The sequence below is a fragment of the Pedobacter psychrophilus genome (assembly GCF_001652725.1).
Lineage (GTDB): Bacteria > Bacteroidota > Bacteroidia > Sphingobacteriales > Sphingobacteriaceae > Pseudopedobacter > Pseudopedobacter psychrophilus.
In genome coordinates, this window is sequence record NZ_LWHJ01000022.1 from 568,290 (window position 1) to 582,840 (window position 14,551).

Consider the following 14,551-nt stretch of genomic DNA (forward strand, 5'->3'; position numbering starts at 1 on the left):
GATTTTTAATTTTTCTATTTGATAACGAATTAATATTTTTTAAAATATCCAAATCCAAAACTTAAGCTTAAACCAGCATAAGAGTTTCTGGATATATTACCAAATGCTTTTAAACCAAAACCATTACCTAATGCAGTTGGTTTTCCGATGGGTATAAAGCCGTATAAACGAATTCGTCTTTTTCTTTTATTAAAAAATTGAATATTTGCTTCAAATGGAAATCCTATATAAAAATCTCTTTTGTATGGATTATTTCCACCGTCTCCATAAAATGTATATTTATTTCTAGATAAACCGCCGCTTAAACTAAATGAATGACCATCTTTGATTTTTCTATAGCCATATAAAAGAGAAAATTCTTCAGCTGTTGATCGGGCTTCCAAATCTGGAATTGGAATAAATGGACTAATAAAACCATTATTATCAATTTTAGAATTTCCAATATATCTGGCAGATAAGAGATTATTTTTGAATTGATAACTCGTTTCTAAGCCAATGCCTATTCCACCGGCTCTTCCTCCCGAATACCCAAAAGATAAATCTGCGAAAACTATAGGATTACTTTTTATAATACTGTCTTGTGTAGAAGCCAATATGTTTTTGACACTAATAGAAAAAAAAAGAATCAACAAAATATATTTTGGTAATTTATTTTGATTTATCAAAAGCATAGCTATTTAATCATTTGTAGATGCTTAAAACTATGAAATAAAATTTATTTAATGTGTTTTCGAAAAGTTTAATTCGGATAATCCTAAAATCTTGTAAATCAAGATTCAGACAATTTAATTATTAAAATTTTTATTCCACTTTACAGGTGCGTTAACGATGGAAGTGGCATCCTTTTTTGCCTCTCGCCATTACGCAAGTGGCAAAAAAGATATAACGGACAGCGTGTTAAAACGCCCAAAAGTTTATTCTAAATATTTTTCCCTTTCATCGCTTGCGAAACCGCTGCATCCATTAATCTTTCTGCAAAAGGTCTGGTATAATCGTTTAAGGCATCGATAGCATTTAAAATAGCATCTTTATTTGCTTCAAAAACTTTGGTTTTTAGATTGGTAATGAGTTCTATTGTTTGGATTTTTTCTTCTTCGTTTAAGAAATCACCATTTTTGTTGATGAACCTTTCTGTGGTATAAATCATTTGTTCGCCTTCAGTTTTGGCTTCTACAATCATACGTTGGGCCACATCATCTTTTGCGTGAGTAACGGCATCCAATAACATTTGCTCCACTTCATCGTCTTTTAAACCGTAAGTTGGCTTCACTTCTATGTGTTGTTTTACTCCAGAACGCAACTCAATCGCTTGGATGGTGAGGATTCCATCAGCATTAAGCAAAAAATTTATATCCACTTTTGGTAAGCCAGCAGGCATGGAAGGAATGCCTTTTAAATCAAATTCCGCTAGTTTTCTATTCTCTTTTACCAAATCTCGTTCGCCTTGGTAAACCGCAATCTTCATATTTACCTGACCATCAATAGAAGTAGAATACTGTCGGCCGGCTTTTGTGGGCACTTTAGAATTTCTTGGGATAATAATATCCATTAAACCGCCCATAGTTTCTATGCCTAATGAAAGCGGCGTAACATCCAACAATAAAATATCTTTTCTATTTCCAGATAAAACATCGGCTTGTAAAGCTGCGCCTAAAGCAACAACTTCATCAGGATTGATGGTGTCATTCACTGGTTTCCCAAAAAATTCAGAAACCTTTTTCTTCACTAAATCGGTGCGAGTAGAACCACCAACCATAATTACTTCATCAATTTCTGAAATATTAATAGCAGCATCGGTTAAAGCATTTTGACAGGCATTTATGGTTTCTTGTACTTTTTCTGATATCAGATTTTCAAAAGTTTGTTTATCAATAGTGCAGAAAATTTCTCCAATTTTTTCATTGAATAAATTCTGATGACTCAATGCAATTTTAGCTTCTTCGGCTTTTAAACGCAATTCTTGCATTGGAATATTGGTTTCCAATTTGTTTTGCGCAATCCAATAATCAACAATTGCTCTGTCAAAATCATCGCCACCTAAAAAGGTATTTCCGTTGGTTGCTAAAACCTCAAAAATCCCATTCTGGATTTTTAAAATGGAAACATCAAAAGTTCCTCCACCTAAATCGTAAACAGCAATAGTTTTTTCTTCTTCAGGGTTTAACCCGATACCGTAAGCTAAGGAAGCGGCAGTTGGTTCGTTAACAATACGTAAAACATCTAAGCCGGCTAACTTTCCTGCATCACGTGTTGCTTGTCGCTGAGAATCATTAAAATAAGCAGGAACGGTTATGACTGCTTTTGAAACTGTAGTTTTTAAAGCGTGTTCTACCCTGGTTTTTAATTCTTTTAAAATGAGTGCTGATAAATCTATTGGTGTATAAAAACTTTCTCCAACTTTAATCTTGACCAAACTTTCATCGTTTTCATCATCGATAATTTTGTAAGAAAAATAATCTTGGTGTTTTTGAACATCTTGATAGGAGCGACCTAATAATCTTTTTACCGAAAAAATTGTGTTTTGAGGATCTGTTACTAGAAAATCTTTGGCTTCGTTACCAACAAGAACACTTCCAGATTTATCAAAATGGATGACAGAAGGTACTAAAACACCTTTACCAGTATCGTTTATCACTTTTGCGTTTCCATCCGGATTGATGAAAGCAACCAAAGAATTTGTTGTTCCTAAATCTATCCCAACAATGATATCTTCCTTTTGTATTGAGCCTGTAGCTATGTTTATTGAAACTTTTGCCATAATTTTTTAAAAAGCCAAAGTTAATATGTTTTAAAGGATTGCTTGTTAATAAAATGTAATAGGTTTGATTTTGATTTTACCTATCAAACTTCAAACGCTCTCCCAAAATACTTTCGTCAAACTCACTATCGGCATAAGCCAAATGCCCGCTAACAAACGTATGCGTGATTTTAGAATTAAATGTTTGCCCTTCAAATGGCGACCAGCCGCATTTTGCTAAAATGTTGGCTTTATTTACTTCGTATGATGCATTTAAATCTATTAAAACTAAATCTGCATAATAGCCTTCGCGAATAAAACCCCGGTCTTTAATTTGAAAACAGATGGCCAGATTATGTGCGGTTTTTTCGGCAATTTTCTCTAAACTGATTTTTCCTTGATGATACATTTCAAATAAGGCATTAAATGCATGTTGAACTAAAGGTCCGCCGGATGGCGCATTTGAATAATTTTGAGCTTTTTCTTCGATGGTATGTGGAGCGTGATCTGTCGCAATAACATCTATGTGATCATCCAAAACAGCTTTCAAAATTTGATTTTTATCTGATGAGGTTTTTACGGCTGGGTTCCATTTTATTAAATTGCCTTTTGTTTTATAATCTACATCAGAAAACCAAAGATGGTGAATACAAGCTTCAGCAGTGATTCTTTTATCCTTTAATGGAGTTTTATTATCAAATAAAAAAGTCTCTTTACCTGTCGAAATATGAAGAATATGCAATCTAGTATTGTGCTTTTTAGCTAAATCAACAGCAAATGAGGATGATAAATAACAAGCTTCTTCACTTCTAATTAAAGGATGCATTTCAATGGTTAAATCTTCACCATATTTTTCTTTAAAAATTTCTAGATTTCTTCTGATTGTGGTTTCATCTTCGCAATGCGTGGACACCAAAGTTGGAGCATTTTTAAAAATGCCTTCTAAAGTTTTTTCATTATCAACTAACATATTACCTGTTGATGAACCCATAAAAACCTTAATTCCACAAACATTCTTAACGTCGGTTTTTAAAACTTCTTCTAAATTATCATTAGAGGCACCCATGAAAAAAGAATAATTGGCTAATGATTTTTTAGCACCAATAGCATATTTATCGGCTAATAATTCTTGGGTTAATGTATTGGGCACAGTATTTGGCATTTCCATAAAAGAGGTAATTCCTCCGGCAACAGCAGCTCTTGATTCGGTATAAATTTCTGCTTTATGTGTTAATCCTGGCTCACGAAAATGTACTTGGTCATCAATAAAACCAGGAAAAATATATTTGCCTTCCGCATTAATTTCTTTTACGCCATTAACAGAAAGTCCAGTTCCAATTTTTTCTATTCTTTGATTTTTGATATATATATCACCAACAAATTGTTTGCCTTCGTTAACTATCGTTGCGTTTTTTATAAGATATTGTGCCATAAAGCAAAGTAAAGATATAAAGTAGAAATACTGATAATTTTTAGCCACTAATTACACTAATAATCACTAATCTGGGTTTAATAAATATATTGCAAATCTGCATTTAAAAGGCTAATCCTGACAATCCTAAAATCCTGAAAATCAAGATTCAGACAAATATGCTTTACTTCAAAACTCATTCCTTCTATCCTTCCCTCATTAATTAATTTTACAATCGTATCTTTGCGCCATGTCCAAAAATTTCGAGGATTTCGGTTTTAATAAACAGGTTTTAAATGCCATTGCAGATGCTGGTTATGAAGAAGCGACTCCTATTCAGCAAAAAGCAATTCCCCCTATTTTAAATGGACAAGATGTTTTAGGCATTGCACAAACAGGTACGGGTAAAACCGCAGCTTTTGTTTTACCGATGATTATGAAGCTGAAATATGCTCAGGGAAATGATATCCGAGGATTAATTGTTGCGCCAACTCGTGAATTGGCTATGCAAATTGCTGAAAATGTAAAAACATATTCAAAATATACCGATTTACGCTCTACTGTAATTTATGGGGGCTTAGGTCCAAAAACTCAAATAGAAATCTTAAAAAAAGGATTAGATATCTTAATTACCACTCCCGGTAGATTTATGGATTTATATCTGGAAGGCCATATCGTAACTAAAAAATTAGAGGTTTTAGTTCTAGACGAAGCTGATAAGATGATGGATATGGGCTTTATGCCACAGATAAATAAAATCTTAGAAGTTGTTCCTCGCAAAAGGCAAAATATGTTGTTTTCTGCCACCATGAATCAAAGGGTAGAAACTCTTGCAGAAAACTTTTTACTTTGGCCAACTAAAATTGAAGTGACTCCGCAAGCAACGCCTGCAACAACGGTTACTCAAGTTTTATATCACGTTCCAAATTTTAAGACAAAAATAAATTTGCTTAAAATATTTGTTGAGGATGATCCCGAGGTAAAAAAAGCCATCATTTTTTGCAGAAGTAGGGCAAATGCAGAAAACGTTTACAAATTTATTTTAAGACGTTTTAACGCTAAACATGTAAAAGTTTTACATGCCAATAAAGGACAAAATACCCGTATAAATTCTATTAACGCATTTAAAAATGATGAGGTTAGGATTTTGGTTGCCACCGATGTAGCTGCCCGTGGTATTGATGTTTCTGAAGTTACACATGTAATAAATTTTGATGTCCCTATTATTTACGAAGATTACGTTCACCGTATAGGTAGAACTGGGAGGGCAAATAAGTTAGGAAACGCCATTACTTTTTGTAACCCAGCAGAGCAACATTACATCAACAAAATAGAAAGTTTAATTAGGCAACAAATACCAGTTTTAAATATCCCTGAAAAGGTTTTTATTGAAGAAACGGATTATGAAGAAAAACAATTGCTAGCCAAACAGATTGATGAGCAAAAGAGGAAAGACGATCCGGATTTTAAGGGTGCTTTTCATGAGAAAAAAACGCTTAACCAAAAACTGAAATTTAAAGCAAAAAGAGCTAAAGCAGGTGGAGTAAAAATGAGTGCCGCCCAAAAGAAAAAGTATAAATAGAAGAATGCCTAAAATCAAATTTACTCCTTTAAATATTGTCGTTGCGCTATGTTTGGCGTATGCATTTTATTGTTTGCTAGGTTTTGATAGAGGTAATTCTGCAATTAGTACAACCGCAAAAGTGGGTTATTCTTTAGCGCTTACGTTGATACTTTTTTTAACCGATATTTTATTTAGAAGATTTATAAAAGACACTAAATGGCTTTGGTTAATACAAGGCTCGTTTGTGTTGTTGATTATAGTGATGATGATAATTGCACAAAAATTATGAAGACCATCATGATTGCTTCATAACAAAAAACATATTAAAATAAATGAAAAAAGCAGAAATTAAATTGACCATTGAATTAGATGACAATAATGTTCCTGAAAATATTACTTGGGAATCAACAGATAATGAGAACAAAGAAGCAATTGCCGTAAAATCTATGATGTTGGCACTTTGGGACCATAACTTTAAAAATAGTTTGCGCATTGATTTATGGACTAAAGATATGCCAGTAGATGAAATGAAGCGCTTTTTTTACGAAACATTGCAAACCATGGCCGATAGCTTTTTAAGAGCTACCGGAGAGACTAATATTGTAGAAGATTTAAGAGATTATTGCGCCCATTTTGCCGAGAAAATGGAAATTGAACAGAAATAAATGGTTAAAGTTAAAAAACAAACTTTGTTAAGACTTACGAAGTTTTAAAAACTTCGTAAGTCTGTTGTAAGGCAAAGATTAAATTTCAATGAAATATTTTAACGATTGTTATTATCATATTTATAATAGAGGAAATAATAAAGAGAATGTTTTTTTTGAGGAAGAGAATTATATTTATTTTTTAAATCAATTTAAAAAATATGTAACCCCATCTTTAGATGTTTTGGCTTATTGCTTAATGCCGAATCACTTTCATTTTTTTGTTAAAATTACTAATGAGCAATCGTTCGATAAGAACATCAAAAATTTTTTCATTTCATATTCTAAATCAATAAATAAGAAATACAATCGAGTAGGAAGCTTATTTCAAGGTAGGTTTAAAAGTAAAGAAATTGAAAAGGAATCTTATTATACACGGATTATAACTTACATTCATCAAAATCCAATTGAAGCTTTTGGTATCGATAATTTACAGGATTATCGTTTTTCATCTTACACTGCATATTTATCAAACAACATTACATTATTTAAAAAAGAGGAAATGCTAAAATGGTTTGGTGGAATTGAAGGATTTAAAAATTCTCATAAAATAATAGAAGATAAGACTTACGAAGTTTTTAAAACTTCGTAAGTCTGAAATTGGTTTTAAAAACTTTGTAAGTGCAAATATGAACCTCATCACTCAAATAAAATATCTCTTAAAAAAGGAAATCCTTTTAGAATGGCGCTCTAAATATGCGCTGAATGGTATTTTATTGTATGTGGTTTCCACAGTTTTTGTTTGCTATTTATCCTTTAGAGTTGTACCTCCGTTAGTTTGGAACGCTCTTTTTTGGATAATTTTACTTTTTGCAGCAATTAACGCCATTGCAAAAAGTTTCATGCAAGAAAGTAAAGGGAGGTTATTATATTACTATCAAATTGCAAGTCCGCAAGCAATTATCATTGCAAAAATCATTTACAATATTTTATTGATGATTTTAATGGCAACCATTGCCTTAGTGTTTTATAGCGTAGTTTTTAAAAATAATATTGGCGATGTTTGGTTATATTATTTAGCAGTATTAATAGGCGCAATCAGCTTTTCTACAGTCTTTACAATGATATCTGCAATTGCTTCTAAAGCAAATAATAACGGTACATTAATGGCTATATTAAGCTTTCCTGTTATTATCCCATTGTTGATGCTGATTATTAAATTATCAAAAAACGCAATGGACGGTTTAGACAGGTCGGTTTCTTTGAATGAAATTGGAGTATTATGTGCAATTAACGCTATTGTAATCGTTATTTCTTTATTACTATTTCCTTACCTTTGGCGAGATTAAATTTTAGACCATGATGTATAAAAGCTGGTGGAAAATACTAGCATCCGTATTAGTTCTTTACACCGTTGTTGGTGGCTTATTGATTAAAGTACCAGCACTTCCGATATTACACGAAAGTATAAGAACAGTTTATTTTCATGTACCGATGTGGATCGGTATGTTCATAGCCTATTTGGTCTCCGTAATTTATAGTGTAAAATATCTTAAGAGCAACAATATCAACCATGACCTTATGGCTATAGAGGCTGTTAATACAGGTTTAGTCTTTGCATTAGTTGGATTTGCATCTGGCATGACTTGGGCAAATTTTACTTGGGGAGATTATTGGCCAAATGACCCAAAATTAAATAGCTCCGCAATTGCTACTTTAATTTATCTAGCTTATGTGGTTTTGAGAGGTTCTTTAGAAGAAGAACAAAAGCGGGCTAAAATTTCAGCAGTATACAATATTTTTGCATTTCCAATAATGGTTGTGCTCATATTTATTCTACCTCGATTGACAGATTCATTACATCCAGGAAATGGCGGTAATCCAGCTTTTGGGACTTATGACTTAGATAGCAATATGAAACTTGTATTATATCCAGCAATGATTGGATGGGCTTTAATATCTACTTGGTTAATGACTATTAGATATAGGATTAGAATTTTAGAGAATAAAAATAATCAAATCAATTAATGAAAAAGTTTATTTCGTTTTTAAGTATGATGTTTATTTCTGCAATACTTTTTGCACAAGATAGCAAAATTGAAATGGCAGATGAGTTAAGAAACTCTGGTAAGATTTATGTAGTGGTGACCGTAATGTTATTGCTTTTTTTAGCATTTATTATCTATCTTTTCACTATCGATAAAAGATTAAAAAAAATCGAAAAAGGAAAATAGTCTAAAAACAATGTTTAAATTATTTAGAGCTGTTTTTTTAACAATATAATGGTGGTGTATACAACACACTATCATTTTTTGATTTGTTTTATTGATTTTTTTTATGTCAAATTTGCAATAAAATGAAATCCGTATAATTAAAATATTAAGCGTTATGGCCAATAATAATCAGATTGCTTTTAGTGAAGAACCCCATTTTTACGATGATGTATGCCAATATGTAGATCAGGCAGCAAAATATACAAACCACGATAAAGGTTTATTAAACCAGATAAAAGCTTGTAATAGTGTTTATCGTTTTCAATTTCCTATCAGAAGAGGTAATAGTTTCGAAATTATTCATGCTTGGAGAGTTGAACATTCTCATCATATGTCTCCAACAAAAGGTGGTATCCGCTATAGCGAAATGGTTAATGAGGATGAAGTGATGGCTTTGGCAGCTTTAATGACTTATAAATGTGCTATCGTAAACGTTCCTTTTGGAGGCGCAAAAGGTGGTATCAAAATTAATCCTAAAGATTATACATTAGCCGAGTTGGAGACTATTACTCGTAGATATACTGTAGAATTAATCAAGAAAAATTTTATTGGCCCTGGTATAGATGTTCCTGCTCCAGATTATGGATCTGGCGAAAGAGAAATGTCATGGATTGCAGATACTTATTTAACTATGAATCCAGGTTCTTTAGATGCATTGGCTTGCGTAACCGGTAAACCAATCGCATTACATGGTATTGCAGGTAGAAAAGAAGCAACCGGACGAGGTGTTGCCTATGCAATAAGAGAGTGCGTTTCAGTAGCTGATGATATGAAGGCGCTTGGACTTTCATCAGGTTTAGATGGAAAAAGAGTAATTGTACAAGGTTTAGGAAATGTTGGTTATCATTCAGCAAAATATTTAATAGAATTTGGAGCAATCATTGTTGGTTTCTGCGAGTTTGAAGGTGCTATATACAGTAAGAATGGATTTGATTTAGATGAAGTTTTTAATCATAGAAAACAGACAGGATCTATTTTAGGCTTTAGCAAATCGCAAATGGATTTTAATAATTCTGCAGAAGGTTTAGAGCAAGAATGCGATATTTTGGTACCCGCTGCATTAGAGAATCAAATTACAGAAAAAAATATTGGTAGAATTAAAGCAAAAATTATAGCTGAAGGAGCAAATGGTCCTACTACTCCAGCTGCCGCTTCTGCATTTATTGAAAATGGTGGAATTATTATTCCAGATATGTATGCCAATGCTGGCGGTGTTACAGTTTCTTATTTTGAGTGGTTAAAGAATCTTTCTCATGTAGCTTTTGGACGTATTGGACGCAGATATGACGAAAATGAGAATATCAATATCATGAACCTTATTGAAAAAACAACCGGAACCACACTCACTAACGAACAACGATTAATGGTTTCTAAAGGGGCATCAGAATTAGAATTGGTAAATTCTGGATTAGAAGATACCATGATTCGTTCTTATCATGAAATTAGGGAAATAAAATTAAAGAAGAATACGGGTAGCTTAAGAACGGCTGCATTTGTTGGCGCAGTAGATAAAATTGCTGTTTCTTATATGAATATGGGGATTTGGCCATAGTTTTCAGCCTGATCAATATTAATTTAAAAGAGAGAATACAATTTGTATTCTCTCTTTTTGTTAAACGATGTATTTCCAAATTTAAATTATGGCGTTTTAACACGCTTTCCGCTATATCTTTTTTTCGGAAAAAGAAAAAAAGGATGTCGCTTCAATCGTTAATGCACTCAAATGGTGGAAACTGATTTTTAGAAGCAAAAATCAGCATTATAAAAAACCAAATTCAATTCTACTAATCTCAAGCTTTTAGCTATTTTTAGCCAATTTTTAAAAACAGTATAAAAAGACTTAATATTAATCAAAAATGAAGGTTTTAAAATTTGGCGGTACATCAGTTGGTAGTCCGGAGCGGATGAAAAAACTGTTGGACATTGTGAACGCCAACGAGAGGCAGATTGTAGTTTTATCAGCGGTTTCTGGTACTACTAATAATTTAGTGGAAATTGGACATGCCTATTTAGCGTCTGATAAACCAAAGGCTACCCTTTTAATAAAAGCTTTGAAGGATAAATATGAAGTTTTTATTAGCGAACTTTTTGCCAAAGCAGAATATTTAGACCAGGCAAAAGAAGTGATTAATTATCATTTCGATTTACTTTATGCTTTCGCCAACGATTTATTTACCCAAATTGAAGATAAAGTAATTGTTGCTCAAGGCGAGTTACTTTCCACTACTTTATATCATGTTTATTTGAAAGAAATTGGTGTTCCATCAGTACTATTGCCAGCATTAGATTTCATGAAAATTGATGCTGATAATGAGCCAATTGTAGATTATATTACCGAACAATTAACTCCATTATTAGAAGCTTCGCCAAAAAATAATTTGTTTATTACCCAAGGTTATATTTGTAGAAATTCTTTCGGCGAGATTGATAATTTACGTCGTGGAGGTAGTGATTATACTGCTTCATTAATTGGTGCGGGGATAAAAGCAGAAGAAGTTCAAATCTGGACGGATATTGATGGAATGCACAATAACGACCCTCGTATAGTTAAAGGAACAAAACCTATTTCTCACCTTTCATTTGATGAGGCTGCGGAGTTAGCCTATTTTGGAGCTAAAATTTTGCATCCACAATCGGTTTTCCCTGCTCAAAAATATAAAATCCCAGTAAGGTTGCTAAATACAATGGAACCTTCTGCATTCGGTACTTTAATATCGAGCGAAAGCGAAACAGGAAAAATTAAATCTATTGCAGCAAAAGATGGTATCACAGCAATTAAAATTCAAAGTAGCCGAATGTTATTGGCTTATGGGTTTTTACGTCGGGTTTTTGAAGTTTTTGAAAGGTATAAAACACCAATTGATATGATTACCACATCAGAAGTTGCTGTTTCCGTGACCATTGATGACACCAAATATTTAGGTGAAATCACTAAAGATTTAAGCGATTTTGGAATTGTAGAAGTTGATGTTAACCAAACCATTGTTTGCGTGGTTGGCGATTTGTCTGCAAGTTCACACGGTTTTGGTTCACGTATTTTAGAGTCTATAAAGCATATTCCTTTAAGGATGATTTCTTACGGAGGCAGTGAGCATAATCTTTCTTTTTTGATTAAAGGTGATGACAAAACGGAGACGTTGAGAAGTTTACATAACCGTTTATTTGATTAGGAGATGGGAAAAATGTTTAATGAGCGTGTTGTTTCCACTTTTGATAATAAAGAAACGCCATTTTATTATTACGATTTAAAGCTTTTAAATCAAACTTTAAGTGAATGTAAATTAGCTGCGGATGAGCATCATTTTTATGTTCATTTTGCTTTAAAATCTAATTTTAATGACAAAGTTTTATCAGCTGTTAAAGCCAAGGGTTTTGGTGCTGATTGTGTAAGTGGGGGAGAAGTGAAAAAAGCGATTGAGGTTGGTTTTGATAAAAATCAAATTGTTTTTGCTGGAGTTGGAAAATCTGATGCGGAAATAAACTTTGCTTTGGATAACGATATTTTCGCCTTTAATGTAGAATCCGTTCAAGAATTGGAAGTTATTGATGAGTTGGCTGGTGCAAAAAGTAAAAAAGCCTCGGTTGCCATTCGGATTAATCCAAATGTTGATGCGCATACGCACCATTACATTACCACCGGTTTAGATGAAAATAAATTTGGAATCAATTCTTGGGATTTACCTCTAGTTTCTGAAACCTTAAAAAAATGTAAGAATTTAGAATTTTTGGGTATTCATTTTCATGTGGGTTCTCAAATTATGGATATGAACGTTTTTAAAAGTCTTTGCATTAAAGTAAACGAAATGCAACAATGGTTTGAAGAGCGTGGAATGCCGGTTAAGATTTTGAATGTTGGTGGTGGTTTAGGTGTTGATTATCAGAACCCAGATGAAAATGCCATTCCAGATTTTAAAAGTTACTTTAAGATTTTTGCCGATTTCTTAAACATCAAAACTCATCAAGAAGTTCATTTTGAGTTGGGAAGAGCGTTGGTTGCGCAATGCAGTAGTTTAATTTCTAAAGTTTTATACATCAAAAACGGAATTAAAAAGAATTTTGTGATTATTGATGCCGGTATGACTGAGTTGATGAGACCTGCTTTATATCAAGCTTATCATCAGATTGAAAATATTTCTAAGTTAAAAGTAGAAAGTCAAAAGTCAAAAGATGCAGAGTCTCACATCTCACATCTCAATTCTCCCATATCTTATGACGTAGTTGGCCCAATTTGTGAATCTTCTGATTGTTTTGGGAAAGAAATTGAAATGCCAGAAACAAAACGTGGAGATTTAATAGCTTTGCGTACAGCAGGTGCCTATGGCGAAGTTATGGCATCGGCTTATAATTTAAGGCCAGCAATCCGACATGTTTATTCAGAAGACTAAAAAGCTTCATATATTAATCGTTTTACCAGCAAAAATTCCAGCTTTACTTTACGGTGGAACTGAGCGGGTAATTTGGGATTTAGGCAAGTGCTTATATGATTTAGGTCATCAAATAACTTATTTAGTCTCAGAAGGTTCTGTTTGCCCGTTTGCCAATGTTCTTTTTTATGATTCCCAAAAAAGTTTAAATACTCAAATTCCAGAAGATGTAGATTTAGTTCATCTTCAATTTTCTCCAAATGAGGAAATAAAAAAGCCTTATCTAGTAACTATTCATGGCAATATTCCTTTTGGGATGAAATTGGATAAGCAATGCGTTTTTGTAAGTAAAAATCACGCTGAAAGACATGGTTCTCAGGTGTTTGTTTACAACGGATTAGATTGGAGCAATTATCCAACTATTGATTTAAAATCTAAAAGAAATAGTTTTCATTTTTTGGCTAATGCAGCGTGGAAAGTTAAAAATTTAAAGGGTGCTTTAGAATTAACAAAGGAAGCAAATCAAAAATTAGTCGTTTTAGGCGGACATCGTTTTAATTTTAGAATGGGTTGGCGTTTTACTTTTGATACCCATGTGCGCTTTGAAGGAATGGTAAACAATCAAAAAAAAGCTAAATTTTTGAATGAGTCCAAAGGTTTAATTTTTCCTGTTTTATGGGACGAGCCTTTTGGATTAGCTGTAATTGAAAGTTTATATTTTGGTTGTCCTGTGTTTGCAACTCCTTATGGTGCGCTTCCAGAATTGGTAAATAATAATGTTGGTGTTTTATCTAACCAAAAATCTGTTTTGATTGAGGCTTTAAAAACCTCAGATTCTTTTGATAAAAAAGCTTGTCATGAATATGCTCAGGAGCAATTCTCAGCCATAAAAATGACAAAAGAATATCTAAAAATTTATGAGAAAGTGATGAATGGAGAAGTTTTAAATGATCATCAACCTACTTTATTGAATAAACAAGAAGAGAAGTATTTGCCTTTTAAATGATAAAACTAATAAGGTTTAATTATAATAGGATCTTGACTAGAATCGAAGATTCTTAACACAATTAATTGTTCAGATTCAATTTTGTAAAAAATCGAATAATTACTTATAAACTTTATATGAATATTTTTATAATCTGTTTCTAATCCGATTTTAGGAAAACTAGCCAATAAATTTATTTTTTGTTCAAATAATAGCGCTAATTTTTTACTGAAGGTTTTACTTTTATTACGTTTAGTCCAAAACTTATAAATCTTATAATTATCCTTCAAAGCAGTTTCGGTCCAAACTACTCTTTTAACCATTTTTTCATTATATCTTTTGCTTCACTATCAGAATACATTTTTCCATCTTTAACATCTTGCAAAGCAAGATCAAGATTTAATTTTTCTGCAGTTGATAATTTGTAGGTAGGTTTAATTTCTTCTCCCATCTTAATTAAATTTAGTACATCAGATAAAAGTGAATCGTCTTCAATTCTGTTAAGATTAGATATAATTTGTTCTTTTAACTCTGCTACCGACATAATTATGTTTTATTAAAAGTAACTAAATA

Annotated in this window: 16 protein-coding genes; 11 read left to right on the top strand and 5 right to left on the bottom strand. The window is 32.4% G+C overall.

Annotation, left to right across the window (positions count from 1 at the left end):
- Positions 1–29: 29 nt before the first annotated feature.
- From A5893_RS07295 to A5893_RS07305, 3 genes are all read right to left on the bottom strand, one after another.
- Positions 30–593 carry a hypothetical protein gene (locus A5893_RS07295; RefSeq protein WP_157687514.1) on the bottom strand — a complete coding sequence of 188 codons (564 nt, stop codon included), beginning with the start codon at positions 591–593 and terminating at the stop codon, positions 30–32.
- Between the two features lie 326 nt (positions 594–919).
- Positions 920–2,758 carry a Fe-S protein assembly chaperone HscA gene (hscA, locus tag A5893_RS07300; protein ID WP_068821882.1) on the bottom strand — a complete coding sequence of 613 codons (1,839 nt, stop codon included), beginning with the start codon at positions 2,756–2,758 and terminating at the stop codon, positions 920–922.
- A gap of 76 nt (positions 2,759–2,834) precedes the next feature.
- Positions 2,835–4,169, bottom strand: coding sequence for a dihydroorotase (locus A5893_RS07305; protein ID WP_068821883.1), 1,335 nt, complete (start codon positions 4,167–4,169; stop codon positions 2,835–2,837).
- A gap of 229 nt (positions 4,170–4,398) precedes the next feature.
- On the opposite strand from A5893_RS07305, the gene A5893_RS07310 reads away from it, so the two are divergent.
- The 11 genes from A5893_RS07310 to A5893_RS07360 all read left to right on the top strand — a co-directional run bounded on the left by A5893_RS07310 (position 4,399) and on the right by A5893_RS07360 (position 13,999).
- Positions 4,399–5,730, top strand: a complete 1,332-nt coding sequence (locus A5893_RS07310) for a DEAD/DEAH box helicase (RefSeq protein WP_068821884.1) — start codon at positions 4,399–4,401, stop codon at positions 5,728–5,730.
- Between the two features lie 4 nt (positions 5,731–5,734).
- The gene (locus A5893_RS07315; protein WP_068822114.1) at positions 5,735–6,001 is read left to right on the top strand and encodes a hypothetical protein; all 267 of its coding nucleotides are present in this window, start codon (positions 5,735–5,737) and stop codon (positions 5,999–6,001) included.
- Between the two features lie 43 nt (positions 6,002–6,044).
- Positions 6,045–6,377 (top strand): gliding motility protein GldC, encoded by a 333-nt coding sequence (gene gldC, locus A5893_RS07320; RefSeq protein WP_068821885.1) that lies wholly within the window; start codon positions 6,045–6,047, stop codon positions 6,375–6,377.
- Between the two features lie 88 nt (positions 6,378–6,465).
- Positions 6,466–7,008, top strand: coding sequence for a transposase (locus A5893_RS07325; RefSeq protein WP_068821886.1), 543 nt, complete (start codon positions 6,466–6,468; stop codon positions 7,006–7,008).
- Between the two features lie 37 nt (positions 7,009–7,045).
- Positions 7,046–7,705: a heme exporter protein CcmB gene (locus tag A5893_RS07330; protein WP_068821887.1), complete on the top strand. Its 660-nt coding sequence runs from the start codon at positions 7,046–7,048 to the stop codon at positions 7,703–7,705.
- A 13-nt stretch (positions 7,706–7,718) separates the two neighbouring features.
- Positions 7,719–8,384, top strand: a complete 666-nt coding sequence (gene ccsA, locus A5893_RS07335; RefSeq protein WP_068821888.1) for a cytochrome c biogenesis protein CcsA — start codon at positions 7,719–7,721, stop codon at positions 8,382–8,384.
- Positions 8,384–8,590: a CcmD family protein gene (locus A5893_RS07340; RefSeq protein WP_068821889.1), complete on the top strand. Its 207-nt coding sequence runs from the start codon at positions 8,384–8,386 to the stop codon at positions 8,588–8,590. The genes ccsA and A5893_RS07340 overlap by 1 nt, the downstream gene beginning before the upstream one ends.
- Positions 8,591–8,744: 154 nt before the next feature.
- Complete coding sequence (locus tag A5893_RS07345; protein ID WP_068821890.1) at positions 8,745–10,181, top strand: Glu/Leu/Phe/Val family dehydrogenase; 1,437 nt, start codon at positions 8,745–8,747, stop codon at positions 10,179–10,181.
- Positions 10,182–10,485: 304 nt separating this feature from the next.
- The gene (locus A5893_RS07350) at positions 10,486–11,799 is read left to right on the top strand and encodes an aspartate kinase (protein ID WP_068821891.1); all 1,314 of its coding nucleotides are present in this window, start codon (positions 10,486–10,488) and stop codon (positions 11,797–11,799) included.
- 12 nt (positions 11,800–11,811) lie between these two features.
- The gene (lysA, locus tag A5893_RS07355) at positions 11,812–13,014 is read left to right on the top strand and encodes a diaminopimelate decarboxylase (RefSeq protein ID WP_068822115.1); all 1,203 of its coding nucleotides are present in this window, start codon (positions 11,812–11,814) and stop codon (positions 13,012–13,014) included.
- The gene (locus tag A5893_RS07360) at positions 12,995–13,999 is read left to right on the top strand and encodes a glycosyltransferase (RefSeq protein ID WP_068821892.1); all 1,005 of its coding nucleotides are present in this window, start codon (positions 12,995–12,997) and stop codon (positions 13,997–13,999) included. Before lysA ends, A5893_RS07360 begins: the two co-directional genes overlap by 20 nt.
- 5 nt (positions 14,000–14,004) lie before the next feature.
- On the opposite strand, the gene A5893_RS18290 is transcribed toward A5893_RS07360, so the two are convergent.
- Entirely contained in the window at positions 14,005–14,301 is a 297-nt protein-coding gene (locus A5893_RS18290) for a type II toxin-antitoxin system RelE/ParE family toxin (protein WP_068821893.1), read from the bottom strand.
- Positions 14,286–14,522, bottom strand: coding sequence for a hypothetical protein (locus A5893_RS07370; protein WP_068821894.1), 237 nt, complete (start codon positions 14,520–14,522; stop codon positions 14,286–14,288). Before A5893_RS07370 ends, A5893_RS18290 begins: the two co-directional genes overlap by 16 nt.
- Between the last annotated feature and the right edge of the window lie 29 nt (positions 14,523–14,551).

Bases quoted from the DNA above. Each gene is read 5' to 3' on its own strand.
- A5893_RS18290 (WP_068821893.1), bottom strand. From the start codon at position 14,301: ATGGTTAAAAGAGTAGTTTGGACCGAAACTGCTTTGAAGGATAATTAT.
- ccsA (WP_068821888.1), top strand. From the start codon at position 7,719: ATGTATAAAAGCTGGTGGAAAATACTAGCATCCGTATTAGTTCTTTAC.
- hscA (WP_068821882.1), bottom strand. From the start codon at position 2,758: ATGGCAAAAGTTTCAATAAACATAGCTACAGGCTCAATACAAAAGGAA.
- A5893_RS07370 (WP_068821894.1), bottom strand. From the start codon at position 14,522: ATGTCGGTAGCAGAGTTAAAAGAACAAATTATATCTAATCTTAACAGA.
- gldC (WP_068821885.1), top strand. From the start codon at position 6,045: ATGAAAAAAGCAGAAATTAAATTGACCATTGAATTAGATGACAATAAT.
- A5893_RS07305 (WP_068821883.1), bottom strand. From the start codon at position 4,169: ATGGCACAATATCTTATAAAAAACGCAACGATAGTTAACGAAGGCAAA.
- lysA (WP_068822115.1), top strand. From the start codon at position 11,812: ATGTTTAATGAGCGTGTTGTTTCCACTTTTGATAATAAAGAAACGCCA.
- A5893_RS07325 (WP_068821886.1), top strand. From the start codon at position 6,466: ATGAAATATTTTAACGATTGTTATTATCATATTTATAATAGAGGAAAT.
- A5893_RS07310 (WP_068821884.1), top strand. From the start codon at position 4,399: ATGTCCAAAAATTTCGAGGATTTCGGTTTTAATAAACAGGTTTTAAAT.
- A5893_RS07360 (WP_068821892.1), top strand. From the start codon at position 12,995: ATGTTTATTCAGAAGACTAAAAAGCTTCATATATTAATCGTTTTACCA.
- A5893_RS07330 (WP_068821887.1), top strand. From the start codon at position 7,046: ATGAACCTCATCACTCAAATAAAATATCTCTTAAAAAAGGAAATCCTT.
- A5893_RS07340 (WP_068821889.1), top strand. From the start codon at position 8,384: ATGAAAAAGTTTATTTCGTTTTTAAGTATGATGTTTATTTCTGCAATA.
- A5893_RS07345 (WP_068821890.1), top strand. From the start codon at position 8,745: ATGGCCAATAATAATCAGATTGCTTTTAGTGAAGAACCCCATTTTTAC.
- A5893_RS07315 (WP_068822114.1), top strand. From the start codon at position 5,735: ATGCCTAAAATCAAATTTACTCCTTTAAATATTGTCGTTGCGCTATGT.
- A5893_RS07350 (WP_068821891.1), top strand. From the start codon at position 10,486: ATGAAGGTTTTAAAATTTGGCGGTACATCAGTTGGTAGTCCGGAGCGG.